Annotated in this window: 12 protein-coding genes; 6 read left to right on the top strand and 6 right to left on the bottom strand. The window is 72.1% G+C overall.

Going from position 1 to position 15,856, the window contains the following annotated elements; genetic code table 11:
- The first annotated feature begins 417 nt into the window (after positions 1-417).
- Positions 418-1,209, top strand: coding sequence for a deoxyribonuclease IV (locus ABZ793_RS01780; RefSeq protein WP_357450306.1), 792 nt, complete (start codon positions 418-420; stop codon positions 1,207-1,209).
- Positions 1,206-3,578, top strand: coding sequence for a hypothetical protein (locus tag ABZ793_RS01775; RefSeq protein ID WP_357450303.1), 2,373 nt, complete (start codon positions 1,206-1,208; stop codon positions 3,576-3,578). The genes ABZ793_RS01780 and ABZ793_RS01775 overlap by 4 nt, the downstream gene beginning before the upstream one ends.
- A 55-nt stretch (positions 3,579-3,633) precedes the next feature.
- Here ABZ793_RS01775 and ABZ793_RS01770 read toward each other — a convergent pair whose 3' ends face one another.
- The 3 genes from ABZ793_RS01770 to ABZ793_RS01760 form a co-directional block, all read right to left on the bottom strand.
- The gene (locus ABZ793_RS01770) at positions 3,634-5,139 is read right to left on the bottom strand and encodes a glycosyltransferase 87 family protein (RefSeq protein ID WP_357450300.1); all 1,506 of its coding nucleotides are present in this window, start codon (positions 5,137-5,139) and stop codon (positions 3,634-3,636) included.
- Positions 5,140-5,257: 118 nt separating this feature from the next.
- On the bottom strand, positions 5,258-8,122 hold the full coding sequence (locus ABZ793_RS01765) for a transglycosylase domain-containing protein (protein WP_357450296.1): 2,865 nt from the start codon (positions 8,120-8,122) through the stop codon (positions 5,258-5,260).
- Between the two features lie 196 nt (positions 8,123-8,318).
- Positions 8,319-8,786: a DUF5318 domain-containing protein gene (locus ABZ793_RS01760; RefSeq protein WP_357450292.1), complete on the bottom strand. Its 468-nt coding sequence runs from the start codon at positions 8,784-8,786 to the stop codon at positions 8,319-8,321.
- A 175-nt stretch (positions 8,787-8,961) separates the two neighbouring features.
- Between ABZ793_RS01760 and ABZ793_RS01755 the strand changes: the two genes are divergently transcribed.
- Together ABZ793_RS01755 and ABZ793_RS01750 are read left to right on the top strand one after the other, a co-directional pair.
- Positions 8,962-9,600, top strand: coding sequence for a PadR family transcriptional regulator (locus ABZ793_RS01755; RefSeq protein WP_350677787.1), 639 nt, complete (start codon positions 8,962-8,964; stop codon positions 9,598-9,600).
- 23 nt (positions 9,601-9,623) lie between these two features.
- The gene (locus tag ABZ793_RS01750; protein ID WP_350677805.1) at positions 9,624-10,703 is read left to right on the top strand and encodes an inositol-3-phosphate synthase; all 1,080 of its coding nucleotides are present in this window, start codon (positions 9,624-9,626) and stop codon (positions 10,701-10,703) included.
- A 344-nt stretch (positions 10,704-11,047) separates the two neighbouring features.
- On the opposite strand, the gene ABZ793_RS01745 is transcribed toward ABZ793_RS01750, so the two are convergent.
- On the bottom strand, positions 11,048-11,527 hold the full coding sequence (locus ABZ793_RS01745) for a methylated-DNA--[protein]-cysteine S-methyltransferase (protein WP_357450289.1): 480 nt from the start codon (positions 11,525-11,527) through the stop codon (positions 11,048-11,050).
- A gap of 90 nt (positions 11,528-11,617) precedes the next feature.
- Positions 11,618-12,022 (bottom strand): hypothetical protein, encoded by a 405-nt coding sequence (locus ABZ793_RS01740; protein WP_357450286.1) that lies wholly within the window; start codon positions 12,020-12,022, stop codon positions 11,618-11,620.
- Between the two features lie 108 nt (positions 12,023-12,130).
- Here ABZ793_RS01740 and ABZ793_RS01735 point away from each other — a divergent pair, with 108 nt between their 5' ends.
- Positions 12,131-12,652, top strand: a complete 522-nt coding sequence (locus tag ABZ793_RS01735) for a hypothetical protein (RefSeq protein ID WP_357450629.1) — start codon at positions 12,131-12,133, stop codon at positions 12,650-12,652.
- A gap of 29 nt (positions 12,653-12,681) precedes the next feature.
- Positions 12,682-14,199 carry an SPFH domain-containing protein gene (locus ABZ793_RS01730; RefSeq protein WP_357450283.1) on the top strand — a complete coding sequence of 506 codons (1,518 nt, stop codon included), beginning with the start codon at positions 12,682-12,684 and terminating at the stop codon, positions 14,197-14,199.
- 80 nt (positions 14,200-14,279) lie between these two features.
- On the opposite strand, the gene ABZ793_RS01725 is transcribed toward ABZ793_RS01730, so the two are convergent.
- Positions 14,280-15,740: a CCA tRNA nucleotidyltransferase gene (locus ABZ793_RS01725; protein ID WP_357450279.1), complete on the bottom strand. Its 1,461-nt coding sequence runs from the start codon at positions 15,738-15,740 to the stop codon at positions 14,280-14,282.
- Positions 15,741-15,856: the final 116 nt, after the last annotated feature.

The following is a 15,856-nucleotide window of genomic DNA, read 5'->3' as shown; positions in this document are numbered from 1 at the left end:
ACGAGGCCGCGGGGCGTCCCGTCCGCATTCCTTGGGTGGGACCTGGGGAGGAACGACCACACCGATGAGGTTGGACCGGGGACGCCCCGCGGAGCTTTATCGTGTTGTTACCTGACGTTACAACGGCTCTTGACCCTTGTTGGCGTAAATGGCGGATTTCTCCGAAATTTTTGGCCGGCCCGGGTACCGGTTCCGGGGCCGGCCCCCGTCGCGCCGGGCCGCGCGACGGGGGTGCCCCCGCTTCCCGGACGGCGCGGCCACCCGGCGGGCGACCTGCGGCCGCCTCGCGCGGGAGCACCAACCGTGGATCCCACTCGCATCAACGACCGCCGACGCCGGGAGGTGACGCGGGCACGCTTCCCACTCCCCACCGCCGCCGTCGCCCGGCTGTCGGCACGGCGACGTAGGCTCCCGTGCATGCGTATCGGAGCCCACGTCGATTCGACCGACCCGCTGGCGGAGGCGACGGCCCGAGAGGCCGGGGCCGTACAGTTCTTCCTCGCCGACCCGCAGGGGTGGAAAGCCCCGAAGCCCCGGGAGGACGCGGAGCAGTTGCGGGCGGCGGACGTCGACCTCTACGTCCACGCGCCGTACGTCATCAACGTCGCGACCCTGAACAACCGGATCCGCATTCCCAGCCGGAAGCTGCTGCTCGGGCACGCCCAGGCGGCCGCCGCCATCGGCGCGAAGGGGCTGATCGTGCACGGCGGGCACGTCAACGCGGGGGACGACCTCGCCGTCGGGTTCGACAACTGGCGCAAGACCTTCGCGTACGCGGCGGACTCGGGCGGCTTCGAGCTGCCGGTCCTGATCGAGAACACCGCCGGGGGCGACAACGCGTGCGCCCGGCGGCTCGACGCGCTGGCCCGGCTCTGGGACGCCGTGGGCGACTACGAGGTGGGCTTCTGCCTGGACACCTGCCACGCGCACGCCGGCGGCGAGGAGCTGCTCGGTCTGGTCGACCGGGTCAAGGCGATCACCGGACGGATCGACCTGGTGCACGCCAACAACTCCAAGGGAGCGTTCAACTCCGGGCAGGACCGGCACGACAACCTCGACGGCGGGACGATCGACCCCGAACTGCTGGTGGCGGTGATCCGCGCGGCCGGCGCGCCGGTGATCGTCGAGACCCCGGGCGGCGTCGAGGGTCAGGGCGCCGACATCACCTTCCTGCGTGACCGGCTCGGCGCGGAGAGCCCCGCCGGATGACGACCGACCAGTCCGCCACCGGCGGCCCCCACCCCGCCGCCGACCGGTCGACGGCTTCCGGCGGCGACGCGCCGGCCGGCCCACCCTCGGGCCCGACCACCTCCACCGACGCCGCGCGCGCGAACGTCTCCGACCCGGCCGGCCCGGCCAGCGACACGGGTGGCGGCACCGCGCCGACGGCCGGTGCTCCCGCCGGGACCCGCTCCGCCGACAAGGACCCGGCCACCAGGGACGCCCGCGGCACGAGCGGCAGGGACAACGACCGGCCGGGCACGGTCAGCGGCACCGGCGACAAGGCCGGCGACGCCACGAACAGCGGAGACGCCAGGACCAGGCTCGGCGACGCCGGCACCAAGCCCGGTGACGCCGGAGCCAGCGACGACGTCACGACCGGCGGCGACGCCAAGGCCGCCGCCGGTGACGGCAGCACCACCGGTGACGGCAGGGCCAAGGACGCCGACGGCAAGGACCGCGAGGACGGTGCCGCCAAGGCCGGCACGGACAAGGCCGGTGCCACCAAGGACGGCACCGACAAGGACGGCGACGGCATGGAGAGCGGCAAGGCCGAGGAGGGCGGCAAGGAGGCGGGGAAGCCGGACCGGTGGGCCGCCTTCGCGTCCGCCCCGGAACCCCGGCCGAGCTGGGTACGGCGTGCCGCCCGGGCGGTCGGTCGCGTGCTGATCCACGAGTGGACGCTCGCGACGCTCGGCTCGCTGGCGCTGGCCGTCCTGATGACCTGGCCGACCCTGCGCTACCCGTTGCACACCCTCCCGCAGGACTACTGGGACCCGAGCCTGCAGGCGTGGCAGATGGCCTGGTCCGGGCACATCCTGCTGACCAACCCGGCGCAGCTCTGGCAGTCGAACACCTTCTTCCCGGAGGACTGGAGCTTCGCCTTCTCCGACACGCTGCTCGGCTACGCCCCGGCGGGCATGATCGGCACCGGCCCCGAGGCCGCCGTGCTGCGCTACAACATCATGTTCGTGTTGGCCCACGCGCTCGCCACGCTCGGGGCGTACGCGCTGGCCCGCCAGCTCGGCGCGGGCCGGATCGGCGGGGCGGTGGCCGGGGTCGGTTACGCCTACGCGCCCTGGCTGCTCGCGCAGGCCGGGCACCTGCACGTGATCTCCAACGGCGGCATCCCGCTGGCGCTGGCCATGCTGGCGCGAGGGCACGGCTACTCACTCCGCCACAGCTACCGCCCGGAGCGCCGGCACGACGGCTGGGTCTACACCGGCTGGCTGGTGGCCGCCTGGCAGCTCAGCCTGGGCTTCGGCATCGGCCTGCCGTTCGCGTACTTCCTCGGCGGCACGGTGGTCGTCGCCGCCGTGACCTGGTACGTCCGGCGAACCTGGTTCTGGGCCGTGAAGCGCCCGTTCGGGCGCCGGCTGCTGGCCGCGGACCTGGTCGGCGGGCTGCTCTTCGCCGGCGTCGGCGCGCTGCTGGCGGTTCCGTACTTCACCGTGAAGGAGCAGCACCCGCAGGCGGAGCGGACGGTCGCCGACATCGGCATCTTCTCCCCGCCGGCGAGCGGCTTCCTCACCGCGCCTGCCGAGTCGCGTATCTGGGGCGAGTTGCACGAGGGCGCGCGGGCGGCGCTGCCCTGGCACCCGGAGATGACCCTGCTGCCCGGGTTCGTGCTCTACGCGCTCGCCGCCGGCGGGCTCTTCTTCTCCGTCTGGAAGCTGCGCCACCGGCTGCTGCTGCTCGCCGGGGTGGTGGTGACCATGGTGCTCGCCATGGGCACCCGGTTCTTCGACGGCACGTACACCTACGTGCCGCTCTTCGAGCACCTGCCCGGGTGGAGCGGCCTGCGCACCCCCGGCCGGCTGATGCTCTGGACCACGCTGCTGCTCGGGCTGCTCGCGGCGGGCGCGGTCAGCGCGTTCGCCACGCGGGTGCGGGAGATCTGCGCCGAGCGGATCCCCTCGTGGCCGGGCCCGTGGCTGCGACTGGCCACCCTGCTGCCGCTGGTGCTGGTGATCGCCGAGGGCCTGAACGTCACGCCGCACCCGGTCGTGCCGCAGCAGCCCGCCGCGATGCGGACCGTGGACGGCCCGCTGCTGGTGCTGCCGAGCAGCCAGAACCTCGACCAGCCCGTGATGCTCTGGTCCACGACCAGGTTCCAGGACGTGGTCAACGGGGGCAGCGGCTTCACTCCGCACCAGCTCGACGAGGTGCGCCGGGTGACGCTCTCCTTCCCGGATCAGACCAGCGTCGACTACCTGCGCGTCCTCGGTGTCCGCAACGTGCTGCTGATGCGCGACCAGATCTCCGGCACGCCGTGGGAGGTCACGGTCGACGCGCCGGTCGACGGCCTCGGCATCACCCGCGAGGAGCTCGGCCAGGTGGTGGTCTACCGGCTCTGACCCGCGTGCCGCCGGCCGCCCCGAGGTGTCACCTCCGGGCGGCCGGCAGGACGGGTCACGCCGGGAGGGGTGCCGGCTCGGCGGGGGCCGTGGGCCGGCGTCGCCAGCGGTCGAGCCAGGGTGCGTCCGGCGCGCCGTCGAGGAGACCGCCATCCGGGTCGTCGGCGTACGTGGCCCGCACCGGGTCGAGTTCCGGCCGCAGGATCTCCCGCACGACCAGCACGCAGAGCACCACCACGGTGGTCAGGCGCAGCGTGGCCGCCAGCACGAAGACGCCCTCCGGGAAGACCGGCTTGCCGGTCGACGCGCCGAGCAGTTCCCCGTAGAAGGCCGCGAAGTAGCAGACCTCGGCCACCTGCCAGGCCAGGAAGGCGCCCCACTTGGGGCGGGCCAGCACCACCAGCGGCAGCAGCCAGAGCACGAACTGCTGCGACCACACCTTGCTGAAGATCAGGAACGCGGCGACCACCAGGAACGCGAGCTGGGCGAGCCGTGGGCGGCGCGGCGCCAGCAACCCCAGCGCGGCCACCCCGAGGCAGGCCAGCCCGAAGAGGGCGTACGACAGGGCGTTCAGCGCCGGGATGTTGACGTTCAGCCACTCGAAGGGCCCGAGATCGGCGGGGTTGGCGCTGCCGACCTTTCCGTCCAGGTAGCGCCCGATGTACCAGAGGGTGCCCCAGTCGATCGGCCGGGTCGAGTTCAGCTCGAAGAAGCGGTCCCAGTTCTCCCGGTACGGAACGGCGACCGGCAGGTTCACGGCGACCAGGGACACCAGGGCCGCGCCGAAGGCGGTGAGGGCGGCGCGGAGACGCCCGGCACGCAGCGCCAGCACCAGGATCGGGCCGAGGACGAACAGCGGCCACATCTTGGCCGCCCCGGCGAGGCCGAGCAGGACGCCGGCGAGCAGGGGCCGGCTGCGGGCCCAGGCGAACAGGCCGAACGCGGCCAGCCCGATGGCGAGGAGGTCCCAGTTGACCGTGGCGGTGAGCATCAGCGCGGGGGCGAGCGCGAAGAGCGCGGCGTCCCAGGGTCGTCGGCGGCGCAGGGCGAGGATCACCGCCACCGTGGCGACCGCCAGCGCGCCGAGCACCAGCGCGTTCAGGTTGTAGAACCACTGGCCCTGGTTGATCCCCGGGTCGCTCTCGCCGAGGGCGTGCACGGGCAGGCCGAGCGCGCCCATGAAGTAGCCGGTGAGCACCGGGTACTCGACGGGGTGGTCCCGGTAGGGCACCGCGCCCTCGTTGAGCCGTTCGGCGTAGTAGAGCGCCAGCACGTCGGTGTAGCAGAACCGGGTGTACTGCACGTTGTTCTGCCACGCGCCGTCCTGGCAGGGCGACTTCTGCACCCAGTGCAGCGCCAGGGTCAGGCAGACCAGGGCCAGGACGATCCTGGCCGCCGTCCAGAACCGGCTCTCCCGCCCGGCGGGCCGGTCGAGCGCGACGGCGTGGTCGCCCAGCGGGCCGCCGATGACGCCGGAGACGCCCCGGACGAAGCCGTCGGACCGGGACGGATGGTCGGCGGCACCGGCGTCGTCGATGCCTCGCGTCGGCTGCGTGCTCATGAGGGTGCATCCTGCCGTACGACCGGCCTCCGCGTCCCCTTCAGCACCCGACACGTCGGTACGCGGAAACGCCGCCGGCGGCCGGACAGGTCGTCCGGCCGCCGGCGGCGCTCGTGGCTCAGTCGTCGCCGGGCCGTGGTGTGATGCTCGGCATCAGCCCACCACCGCCGCCACCCGGCCGAGGATCGTTCGGGTCGGTGGGACTGGTGGGACCGCCCGGGTTGTTGCCGCCGCCGTTGTTGCCACCGCCGTTGTTGCCGTCCGGCGGGCAGAACGGGTTCAACGGGTTGGGGCAGTTCGGCGGGGACGGGGGCGGGGACGGCGGGGGCGTCTCGCCGTTGCCGGAGTCGGGGTCGCCGATGTTCGCCGCGGGCGGGAAATCCTTCTTCTCCCGATAGTTGTCTGAGGTCTTGTGCGCCTCTTCCATGAACCGCTCCCAGATGTCACCGGGAAGGTTGGAACCGCTGACCCGACGGCCGTCCTTCAGCTTGAGCGGCAGTCGGTTCTGCAGGTTGCCGACCCAGACCGCGGTGGCGATCTGTGGCGTGTAACCGATCATCCAGGCGTCGCCGTTCTCCGGGCTGTCCGGCTTCTGCTCCCAGGTGCCGGTCTTGGAGGCCGCCTTACGGTCGTTCTCCAACCGGTGGTTGACCTGCGCCGGGTACTGCTCCAGCACCGAGGTCACATCGGCCACGACGTCCTTCTCGATGCGCTGCTTGGGGTTGAGCTTCTCCCCGCCGACCTTCTTCCACTTACCGGTTACCTCGTCCCGCTCCTCCACCGAGTAGAGGAAGTGGGCCTTGTTGTAGACCCCCTCGTTGGCGAAGGTGGCGACGCCGTTGGCGTGGTCGAGGACGGTGACCGGGTACTGGCCGTAGCCGACCACGTGGAAGAACGGGCTCGGCGCGATCTTCTTCGGATCGGTCTTGGTCAGGTCGTACGCCTTCGCCGGGTTGGTGTCCGTCCGCCACATGGTGGTGACGCCGGCGTCGGCGGCCATCTTGATGACCTTGTCCGGCCCGATCTCCTGGGTCACGTGGTAGAAGGGCACGTTCAGCGACTTCAACGTAGAAACCTTCAGCGTGCAGGAGTCGCCGCAGTCCGGGTTGTCGTCGCCGGCGTTGCTGACCTTGAACTCCGTGCCCTCCGGGGTGAACCCTCGGCCCTTCCAGCGCGACTCCAGGGCCTTGCCCTCCCTCAGGGCCGCTGCCAGTGTGTAGATCTTGAAACTGGAGCCCGGCGAGTGACCGCCGGTGACGTTCCCATTGGCGTCGGTGTTCTTGCCGGCGTAGTCGGTGCCGGTGCCGTTGTCGCCGCCGTAGTAGGCGAGCACCCGGCCGTTGTCCGGGTTGACGGCCACCACCGCCGCCATCAGGTTCTTCGGCTGGCCGGCGAGCTCGGAGCCCTTGGTCTTGCGCTGGGCCGTCTCGACCGCCGCCTTCTGGATCTTCGTGTCGATGGTGGTGCGGATCCGGTAGCCGCCGGACATCAGCGCCTGCGAGCAGAGCTTCTTCTTGTCGGTGACCTGGGTCTCGTCGTCGACGCAGAGCCCCTGGTCCCGCATCTCCTGCTTGACGTAGTTGATCACGTTGCCGTACGGGGTGTTGACGCCGAAGTCGATGCCGGCGCCGCCCTGGTTCGGCTTCTTCACCACCGGGTACGCGGTCGGCGCCGCCGGCTTGTTCGGGGCGTTCAGCATGCCCTCTTCGATCATGGCGTGGATCACGTCGTCCCAGCGGGACTTGGCCTCGGTGGGATTGACCGCCGGGTCGTAGCCCTTGTGGCCCGCGCCCGCCTCGGGCTGCTTGATCAGCGCGGCGAGGACCGCCCCCTCGGCGACGCTCAGGTTCTTCGCCGGCTTGCCGAAGTAGGTCTGCGCCGCCGCCTCGATGCCGTGCGCGCCCCGCCCGAGGTAGATGATGTTCAGGTAGTGCTGCATGATCTGCGGCTTGGTGTACTCGTCGTTCAACTTGGAGGCGAAGATCGCCTCCTTGACCTTCCGGGCGTAGGTGTCGCCCTCCAGGCTGTCGTACGCGTTGCGGGCGTACTGCTGGGTGATGGTCGAGGCACCCTGCCGGTGGCCGCCGGTCAGGTTGTTCCACGCGGCGCGGGCGATGCCCTTGTAGTCCACACCGGAGTGCTTGTAGAAGTTCCGGTCCTCGATCGCCACGACCGCGTCCTGCACGTGCTGCGGGATCTGGTCGATGGTGACCAGGGTCCGGTTCTGCGTGCCGACCTTCGCGATCACCGTCTTGTTGTCGAACGCGTAGAAGGTGGTCGCCTGCGGCGGCGTGGTGTCCTCGGGGAGCACGACGCTGGTCGAGTAGTAGGTGAAGCCGACCACGCCGAGGCCGGCGAGCATGATGAAGACCGCGAACGCGGCGATCAGCATGTTCACCCGCTTGCGCTTCTTCGCCCGCGCGGCCTTGGCCGGGTCGCCCGAGCCGCGACCGCCGCGGCCCGGGCCGGTCGGCCCGCCGGGGCCCCCCGGGCCACCCGGGCCCGGCGAGACGCTCGCCCGCGCCGACGCCCGGCCCGCGGCGCCGCCGACGGCCGCCGATCCGACGCTGGCCCGCCCGGCCGAGGCGGCGCCGACGGCCGCGGCGCCCACCGTGGCGCGGCCGGCCGATCCGCCGGCCGCCGGGGAGACCGGCACCGATGCGCGGCCCGCGCCCGCCCGGCCCGCGCCCGGTGCCGGGGAGACCGGGACGGAGGCCCGGCCGGCGCCGGCACGACCGGCGGAGGCGGAGCCCACCGAAGCCGATCCGGCGGCCGGACCGCCGCGCGGCGGCACGGACGCCGAGCCGCCGACCGAGGCCCGCCCACCGGCGGCACCCCGGGGCGCGACCGAGGCGCGACCAGGTGCCGTACCCTCCTGTGCAGCCGACCAACCGCCCCCGCGGGCGTCACCGCCGGAGTCGCCGTGCCGGCCCGGAATATGGGCCCGCCCGCGCGGGGAACTGGGATCGCCGTACGAGTTCATTCCTCACACCCTGCCGTCGCGGTGGGGCGCGACCGCGCCGCCACCGGTTTGCCGTGAGATGGGACACCCGCCGGGGTGGCACACACGTGCCGGTCGACCGGTGTCAGTTGTGAATCAATCGGGCCAATCAGACCAACGAGCCGTCGGTCCCCCCGGGCGCGCGCGTGCTGGCCGGGGTCGGCCGATCGAGCCAGGATCACCGTTGCGCCTCTCGCCTCCGTCGACCGACCGCACCGGTGCCCGAGGCGGCCGTGCCGCCCACCGCGTCCTGCTCCGGCCCGCCCTCCGGGTCCCCGGCCAGCCCGTCCCGGCCGAGCAGGTACTGCTCGACGAGATGGTTCCAGTCACAGCCGAGGCACACCTCCACCACGAAGACCTGGAACTCACGCAGCGTCATCGCCAGCACGGGCAACTCGGCCAGCGTCCGGGCCTGGCCGGCGGACTGCTTGAGTTCGTCGCCGTAAATGTAGTGGACGCGCGTCAGGTTCTCGCTCCGGCAGATCGGGCACCGCTCGTCCGTCGGCTCGCCGTGGTAGCGAGCGGCGTTCTTCAGGTACGGCGACGCGTCGCAGACGTCGTACGTGCCGACCCGACCGGCGAGGAGCTCACGCAGCACCGCTCGCTTCCGGAGCGAGTAGTCCACCACCTGGCGCTGCGTACGCATGCGGAAGAGGGTACGCGGTCTCGCCGGACGGGGCGACCACGGTGACGATGCGTGACCACAGGACCCCGGAAACGGGGGTTTGCCCTGATCACGGTGATCCGCTAGCGTGCGATGTATCGGTCCGATACATCGCGGCGGTTACCACTCCGCGTAGAGGGTACAGAGAGGATGGCCCGTGCTCGAGCTCGCCATCCTCGGCCTCCTGCAGGAGTCTCCGATGCACGGCTACGAGCTGCGCAAGGAGCTGACCGCCAAGCTCGGGGCGATCCGGGCGGCGATCAGCTACGGCTCGCTCTACCCGACCCTGCGTCGGTTGCAGGCGGCGGGGTGGATCACCGAGGCCGCCGAGACACCCGCCACCGCCGAGGAGGTTCCCGCGCTGACCAGCCGACGAGGTCGGGTGGTCTACAAAATCACCGCGGAGGGCAAGGAACGCTTCGCCCAACTGATCGCACAGGCCGGGCCCGAGACGTACGACGACACGGGCTTCGGCGTGCACTTCGCGTTCTTCGCCCGGACCGACCAGGCGACCCGACTCCGCATCCTGGAGGGTCGCCGGCGAAAGATCGAGGAGCGTCGCGAGGGGCTTCGCGACGTGCTCGGCCGCGCGGCCGAACGCCTCGACGCGTACACGCTGGAACTGCAGCGCCATGGCCTGGACGCCTGTGAGCGCGAGGTCCGCTGGCTGGAGGAGCTCATCGCCAACGAGCGCTCCGGCCGTGCCCCGACGGTCCCGGAAACCGGGACGGCCGGCGGCCGACGAGAAGACAACAGCCCGCCTCCGCCTGGAGAGTCCAGGAAAGAGCGGCCGTGATGAAGAAGAAGGAGGCAGACGCTATGGGCTCCGTCCGCGTCGCCATCGTCGGTGTGGGTAACTGCGCCTCGTCCCTCGTGCAGGGCGTGGAGTACTACCGGAACGCCGACCCGAACGACCGCGTCCCGGGTCTCATGCACGTCACCTTCGGCGACTACCACGTCTCGGACGTGCAGTTCGTCGCGGCGTTCGACGTGGACGCCAAGAAGGTGGGCATGGACCTCGCCGAGGCGATCGTCGCCAGCGAGAACAACACCATCAAGCTCTGCGACGTGCCGCCGACCGGCGTGACCGTGCAGCGCGGCCCGACCTTCGACGGTCTGGGCCAGTACTACCGCGAGATCGTCGAGGAGTCCGACGCCGAGCCGGTCGACGTGGCGCAGGCGCTGCGCGACGCGCAGGTCGACGTCGTCGTCTCCTACCTGCCGGTCGGCTCCGAGCAGGCCGACAAGTTCTACGCGCAGGCCGCGATCGACGCCGGCTGCGCGTTCGTGAACGCCCTGCCGGTCTTCATCGCCTCCGACCCCGAGTGGGCGAAGAAGTTCGAGGACGCGGGCCTGCCTATCGTCGGTGACGACATCAAGAGCCAGGTCGGCGCCACCATCGTGCACCGCGCGCTGGCGAAGCTCTTCGAGGACCGCGGGGTCGAGCTGCTGCGCACGTACCAGCTCAACTTCGGCGGCAACATGGACTTCATGAACATGCTGGAGCGCAACCGGCTGGTCTCGAAGAAGATCTCGAAGACCCAGTCGGTCACGTCCCAGATCCCGCACGAGATGAGCAAGAGCGACGTGCACATCGGCCCGTCGGACCACGTGCCGTGGCTCGACGACCGCAAGTGGGCGTACATCCGCCTGGAGGGTCGTTCCTTCGGCGACACCCCGCTCAACGCCGAGCTCAAGCTCGAGGTGTGGGACTCGCCGAACTCGGCCGGCGTGATCATCGACGCCGTCCGCGCCGCGAAGATCGCGCTGGACCGGAAGATCGGCGGCCCGATCCTGTCGGCCTCGTCGTACTTCATGAAGTCCCCGCCGGTGCAGTACGCCGACCACGACGCGCACGCCGCCGTCGAGGCGTTCATCGCCGGTGAGGTCGAGCGCTGACGCGCCGACCACCAGCACCACCGAAGGCCGGGTCCGCACGGACCCGGCCTTCGCCGTGTCCGGCTCTCCCACCGCCGTACGCGCGACGACCACCGGCGTCACACGGGGTCGAGCGATCGGCGACGCGCGGTTAGGCTGACCGCCGTGACGTCCGTCCCACGCCCCGGCCGCCGAGCGGCACGATGGGCGATCGGCACGGTCGCCGGCACCGTGCTTCTTCCGGTGCCTGCCCGCCCCGGGCTGACCTCGCCGGGTGCCGGCGGTGTGGCTCCGCCCCAGATCAGGACCAGGCGCGTCGCACAGCGACCCGCATCAGGACCTGCCCGTCGCACGGCGGCCCAGCGTCAGGACCAGGCGCGTTGCAGGGCGACCCCGGCCTCCAGTTCGAGCAGCTTCACCTTGCGGTCCAGGCCGCCGCCGAAGCCGACCAGCTTGCCGCCCGCCCCGACGATCCGGTGGCACGGCACGAGCACCGGGATCGGGTTGCGGTTGCAGGCCACCCCGACCGCGCGGGCGGCGCCCTGGTCGCCGAGCCGCCGGGCCACCTCGCCGTAGGTGAGCGTCTCCCCGTACGGGATGCGGGTCATCTCCCGCCAGACGCCGCGCTCGAAGTCGGAACCGCCCGGCACCGCCAGCGGCACCGAGAACTCGGTCAGCTCGCCGGCGAAGTACGCCCGCAGCTCCGTCACGGCCTGCCGGGCCGTCTCGTCGCCCGGCTCCTCGTCGGCCGTGCCGACCCGGCCGAAGTGGGCCCGGCACACGTGTGTCCCGTCGGTGGCGACGGAGAACTCGCCGATCGGGGAGTCGAGCACGGTCCAACGCATGTCTCCATTGTCCCGGTCGCATCCGGTCTGGTTGGTGCGCCCCGGCGACGCCGTCGGGTGGCCGCCGGCATCCCGCCCCGGACGGCCTGCTCAGAGCAGGGTGACGCCGAGCAGCAGGGCACCGGCGCTGAGGCTGGCGCCGCCCGCGACGGTCAGCCAGATCAGTTTGTTGGGCCTGGTGTCCTGCGGCCGGGCCACCGAGAGGAAGAAGCCGAGCGGCATCAGAACCGGCGCCGCCACGAGCAGGGTGCGGATGAGCGTGCGGGTGCCGTCGGACGCGTCGGCCTGGTCGACGTAGGGCAGCACGGCCAGCGCGAAGAGGACCAGCACCCCGGCGTGCGCGTGGCCGGCGGTCCACAGGCCCCGGCGGACCGGATTGTCGAGGTAGCCGGCCTTGCGCCGGGTCAGGTGCATGAGCAGGGTCAGCCCGCCGTACGCCACCGTGACGACGGTGATCAGCAGGATGCCGGCGGTGGTCAGGGTTGCCGAGGACATGGACACCTCCGTCTTGTCGTTGTCAAGATTGGCCGCTCGCCGGAATCTTGTCAACAGCTAGATTCCGTGTCGGGCGAGTTCGGCGGCACGTTGCGCCAGATCGATACGGTGCAGGTCGTGGCCACGGGGACACTGATCTTCCTCATCATCGGCGGAGCGGGCGTCGCGGTGCTGGCGCTCGCCCTGCTCGGCACCGAGCTGCTGCACTTCGGCAACCCGGACTTCGACGGTCCCGTGTCGGTCGAGGCGGTCGCCGGGTTCACCGGGGCGCTCGGCTTCGGCGCCGCGATCGCCAACGAGCTGCTCGGCGGGCGTACCCCCGCGATGATCGCGGTGGCGCTGACCGGCGGCCTCGTCGCCGCCGCGCCCACCGCGTGGGCGGCGTCCCGGCTCAGCCGGGCGGCCCGCGACATGCGCACCGACCCCACCCCCACCCGCCACCACCTGGTCGGCGCGCTCGGCCTGGTGGTCACCCCGGTGCCCGCCGACGGCTACGGCGAGGTCCGGGTCCGGGTGGCCGGCCAGCCGGTCAAGCTCAACGCCCGGGCCGACCGACCGATCCCGGTCGGTGCCCAGATCTTCGTGGTCGAGGCACTCAGCGAGACCAGCGTGCACGTCGAAACCTACTGAACCCCCTCATAGCAGATCAGGACGGTCACATGCCCCTTCTCATCGCCATCGGCGGCGCGGTCCTCCTCGTCATCGTGCTCGTGCTCTTCGTCCTCTCCCGGATCAAGGTCGCCGGGCCGAACGAGGCTTTCATCGTCACCGGCCGCAAGGGCCGCACCACCCAGACCGCCGACGGCGGCCGGTCCACCGACATGTCCGGGCAGAAGGTCGTGCTCGGCGCGTCCGTCTTCGTCCTGCCGGTGGTACAGAAGCTCCAGTCGCTCGACCTGTCCAGCCGGCGGATCGACGTCGGCATCAAGGGCGCGGTCAGCAAGCAGGGCATCCGCACCGAGCTGCACGGCGTCGCGATCGTCAAGGTCGGCGGCACCGAGGACGCGATCCGCGCCGCCGCCCAGCGATTCCTGCACCAGCAGGACGAGATCGAGGACTTCACGCGGGAGGTGCTCGCCGGCGCGCTGCGCTCGATCGTCGGCCGGCTCACCGTCGAGGAGGTCATCCGGGACAGGGCGGCGTTCGCCAGCGCGGTCGCCGAGGAGGCCGAGCACTCGATGACCAACCAGGGCCTGGTGCTGGACACCTTCCAGCTCCAGGACATCCTGGCCGAGGGTTCCTACCTGCAGGACCTGGGCCGGCCGGAGGCGGCCCGGGTGCTCAAGGACGCGGCGATCGCCGAGGCGCGCGCCCGCCAGCAGGCCGAGCAGGAGCGGCTGCTCGCCGAGGAGGCCATCGCCGAGGCCAACCGGAACCTGTCGCTCAAGCAGGCCGCCATCCAGGCGGAGATCGACGCGGCCAAGGCCAAGTCCGCCGCGGCCGGGCCGCTCGCCCAGGCCGAGCGGGACCAGGCGATCCTCTCCGAGCAGCAGAAGGTTGCCGAGCGCAACGCCGAACTCAAGCAGCGCCAGCTCGACACCGAGGTGCGCAAGCCGGCGGACGCGGCCCGGTACAAGGTGGAGCAGGAGGCCGAGGCGGCCCGCAACGCGGCCGTGCTGAACGCCGACGCGCAGCGCCAGGCCGTCATCGCCGCCGCCCAGGCCGCCGCCGAGCAGGCCCGGCTCACCGGTGAGGGCGAGCGGGCCCGCCGGGCCGCGCTGGCCGAGGCCAACGCGATCGAGGGCGCCAAGGAGGGCGAGGCCGAGCAGCGCCGCCGCTCCGCCATCGCCGAGGCGGTCGAGCGGGAGGGCCAGGCCGAGGCCGCGGCCATCCTGGCCAAGGGCCAGGCCGAGGCCGACGCCATGGCCCGCAAGGCCGAGGCGTTCGCGGCGTACGGCGAGGCCGCCGTGCTGGACCTGCTGGTCAAGGTGCTGCCGCAGGTGGTCGAGGCGGCCAGCGCCCCGATCGGCGCGATCGACAAGATGACCGTCATCTCCACCGACGGCGCCTCGTCGCTGACGAAGTCGGTGGCGGGCAACGTGGCCCAGGGGCTCCAGCTCGGCAGCGACCTGACCGGGATCGACCTGGCCGGCCTGCTGGCGAAGCTCGGCTCGGCGTCGTCCTCGCCCGGCAACGGCAAGCCCTCGGTCGACGCCACGGCGGTCGAGACCCGCTGACGCACCGGGCAGCGGTGTGGCCGCTGCCGCGACAGGGCGCCGTCCCCGGCCCGGGGGCGGCGCCCTGGTCGTGTGGCCGACTACTCGACGATGCCCTCGTCCCGGGCCCAGCGCAGCAGCTCCGCCTCGGCCTCGTCGCGGTCCAGCGGGCCGCGCTCCAGGCGCTGCTCCTTGAGGTGTTTCCAGGCCCGCCCGACGACCGGCCCCGGCGGCACGCCCAGCAGCTCCATGATCGCGTTGCCGTCCAGGTCGGGCCGGACCCTCGCCAGGTCCTCCTCGGCGGCGATCCGGGCGATCCGCTCCTCCAGCGCGTCGTAGTCCGCGGCGAGCTGGGCGGCCTTGCGCCGGTTACGGGTGGTGCAGTCCGACCGGGTCAGCTTGTGCAGGCGCGGCAGCAGGTCGCCGGCGTCGGCGACGTAGCGGCGCACCGCCGAGTCGGTCCACTCGCCCCGGCCGTAGCCGTAGAACCGCAGGTGCAGCGCGACCAGCGCGGTGACCTTGGAGGTGATCTCCTTGGGGTAGCGCAGCGCCTTCATCCGGGCCTTCGTCAGCCGGGCCCCGACCACCTCGTGGTGGTGGAAGCTGACCCGGCCGTCCGGGCCCACCGCCTTGGTCGCCGGCTTGCCGACGTCGTGCATCAGCGCGGCCATCCGCAGGATGAAGTCCGGCCCGTCGGTCTCGTACGAGACGGCGTTGCTCACCACCGTGAGGGTGTGCTCGTAGACGTCCTTGTGCTGGGCGTGCTCGTCGATCGTGAGCTTCAGCCCGGTCAGCTCGGGCAGGAAGCGCTCGGCGAGCCCGGTGTCGACCAGCAGCCGCAGCCCGGTGATCGGGTCTGCGCCGCAGAGCAGCTTGGTGAACTCGTCGCGGATCCGCTCGGCGGTGATCCGGTCCAGGTCGGCGGCCATCAGGGTCATCGCCGCGTGGACGTCGGGGTGCACCGCGAAGCGCAGCTGGGCGGCGAACCGGGCCGCGCGCAGCATCCGCAGCGGATCGTCGCCGAAGGACTCCCCGGGCGTGCCCGGGGTGCGGATCACCTTGGCGGCGAGGTCGTCCAGCCCGCCGTGCGGGTCGGTGAAGCGGTGCTCGGGCAGGCTGACCGCCATCGCGTTGATGGTGAAGTCGCGCCGCCGCAGGTCCTCGGCGAGATCGGTGCCGTACTCGACGATCGGGTTGCGGCTGACCTGGTCGTACGACTCGGCCCGGAAGGTGGTGATCTCCAGCCGCAGCCCGTCGCGCTGGCAGCCGATGGTGCCGAACTCCCGGCCGGTCTCCCAGATCGACTCGGCCCAGCCGCGCACGATGCGCAGGGTCTCGTCCGGGTGCGCGTCGGTGCAGAAGTCGAGGTCGTCGCCGAGGCGGCCGAGCAGGGCGTCGCGGACCGAACCGCCCACCAGGTGCAACTCGTGGCCGGCCCGCGCGAACCGGCGGCCCAGCTCGTCGGCGACCGGGGAGACCCGGAGCAGTTCGGCGACGGCGTTGCGCTGCGCGGCGGTGAGTTCGCGGCGGTCGGCGGCGTGGGGAGCGGAGGCTTCGGACATGGGAGCGCCAGACTATCGGTCCCGGCGGGGATGCGGTCCGCCGGGCGCGGGTATCGGGCGACTGTTGACTATCGTCTGTGACGTGCGGGCCCGTGCCCGGCTCGGACGTACCCCCT

Source organism: Micromonospora sp. NPDC047465 (genome assembly GCF_040643125.1).
Lineage (GTDB): Bacteria > Actinomycetota > Actinomycetes > Mycobacteriales > Micromonosporaceae > Micromonospora.
This window is presented reverse-complemented; position numbering and strand designations above follow the sequence as displayed.

Excerpts from the sequence above, each read along its gene's own strand:
- ABZ793_RS01730 (WP_357450283.1), top strand. The coding sequence starts at position 12,682 with ATGCCCCTTCTCATCGCCATCGGCGGCGCGGTCCTCCTCGTCATCGTG.
- ABZ793_RS01775 (WP_357450303.1), top strand. The coding sequence starts at position 1,206 with ATGACGACCGACCAGTCCGCCACCGGCGGCCCCCACCCCGCCGCCGAC.
- ABZ793_RS01765 (WP_357450296.1), bottom strand. The coding sequence starts at position 8,122 with ATGAACTCGTACGGCGATCCCAGTTCCCCGCGCGGGCGGGCCCATATT.
- ABZ793_RS01740 (WP_357450286.1), bottom strand. The coding sequence starts at position 12,022 with ATGTCCTCGGCAACCCTGACCACCGCCGGCATCCTGCTGATCACCGTC.
- ABZ793_RS01760 (WP_357450292.1), bottom strand. The coding sequence starts at position 8,786 with ATGCGTACGCAGCGCCAGGTGGTGGACTACTCGCTCCGGAAGCGAGCG.
- ABZ793_RS01770 (WP_357450300.1), bottom strand. The coding sequence starts at position 5,139 with ATGAGCACGCAGCCGACGCGAGGCATCGACGACGCCGGTGCCGCCGAC.
- ABZ793_RS01725 (WP_357450279.1), bottom strand. The coding sequence starts at position 15,740 with ATGTCCGAAGCCTCCGCTCCCCACGCCGCCGACCGCCGCGAACTCACC.
- ABZ793_RS01745 (WP_357450289.1), bottom strand. The coding sequence starts at position 11,527 with ATGCGTTGGACCGTGCTCGACTCCCCGATCGGCGAGTTCTCCGTCGCC.
- ABZ793_RS01780 (WP_357450306.1), top strand. The coding sequence starts at position 418 with ATGCGTATCGGAGCCCACGTCGATTCGACCGACCCGCTGGCGGAGGCG.
- ABZ793_RS01750 (WP_350677805.1), top strand. The coding sequence starts at position 9,624 with ATGGGCTCCGTCCGCGTCGCCATCGTCGGTGTGGGTAACTGCGCCTCG.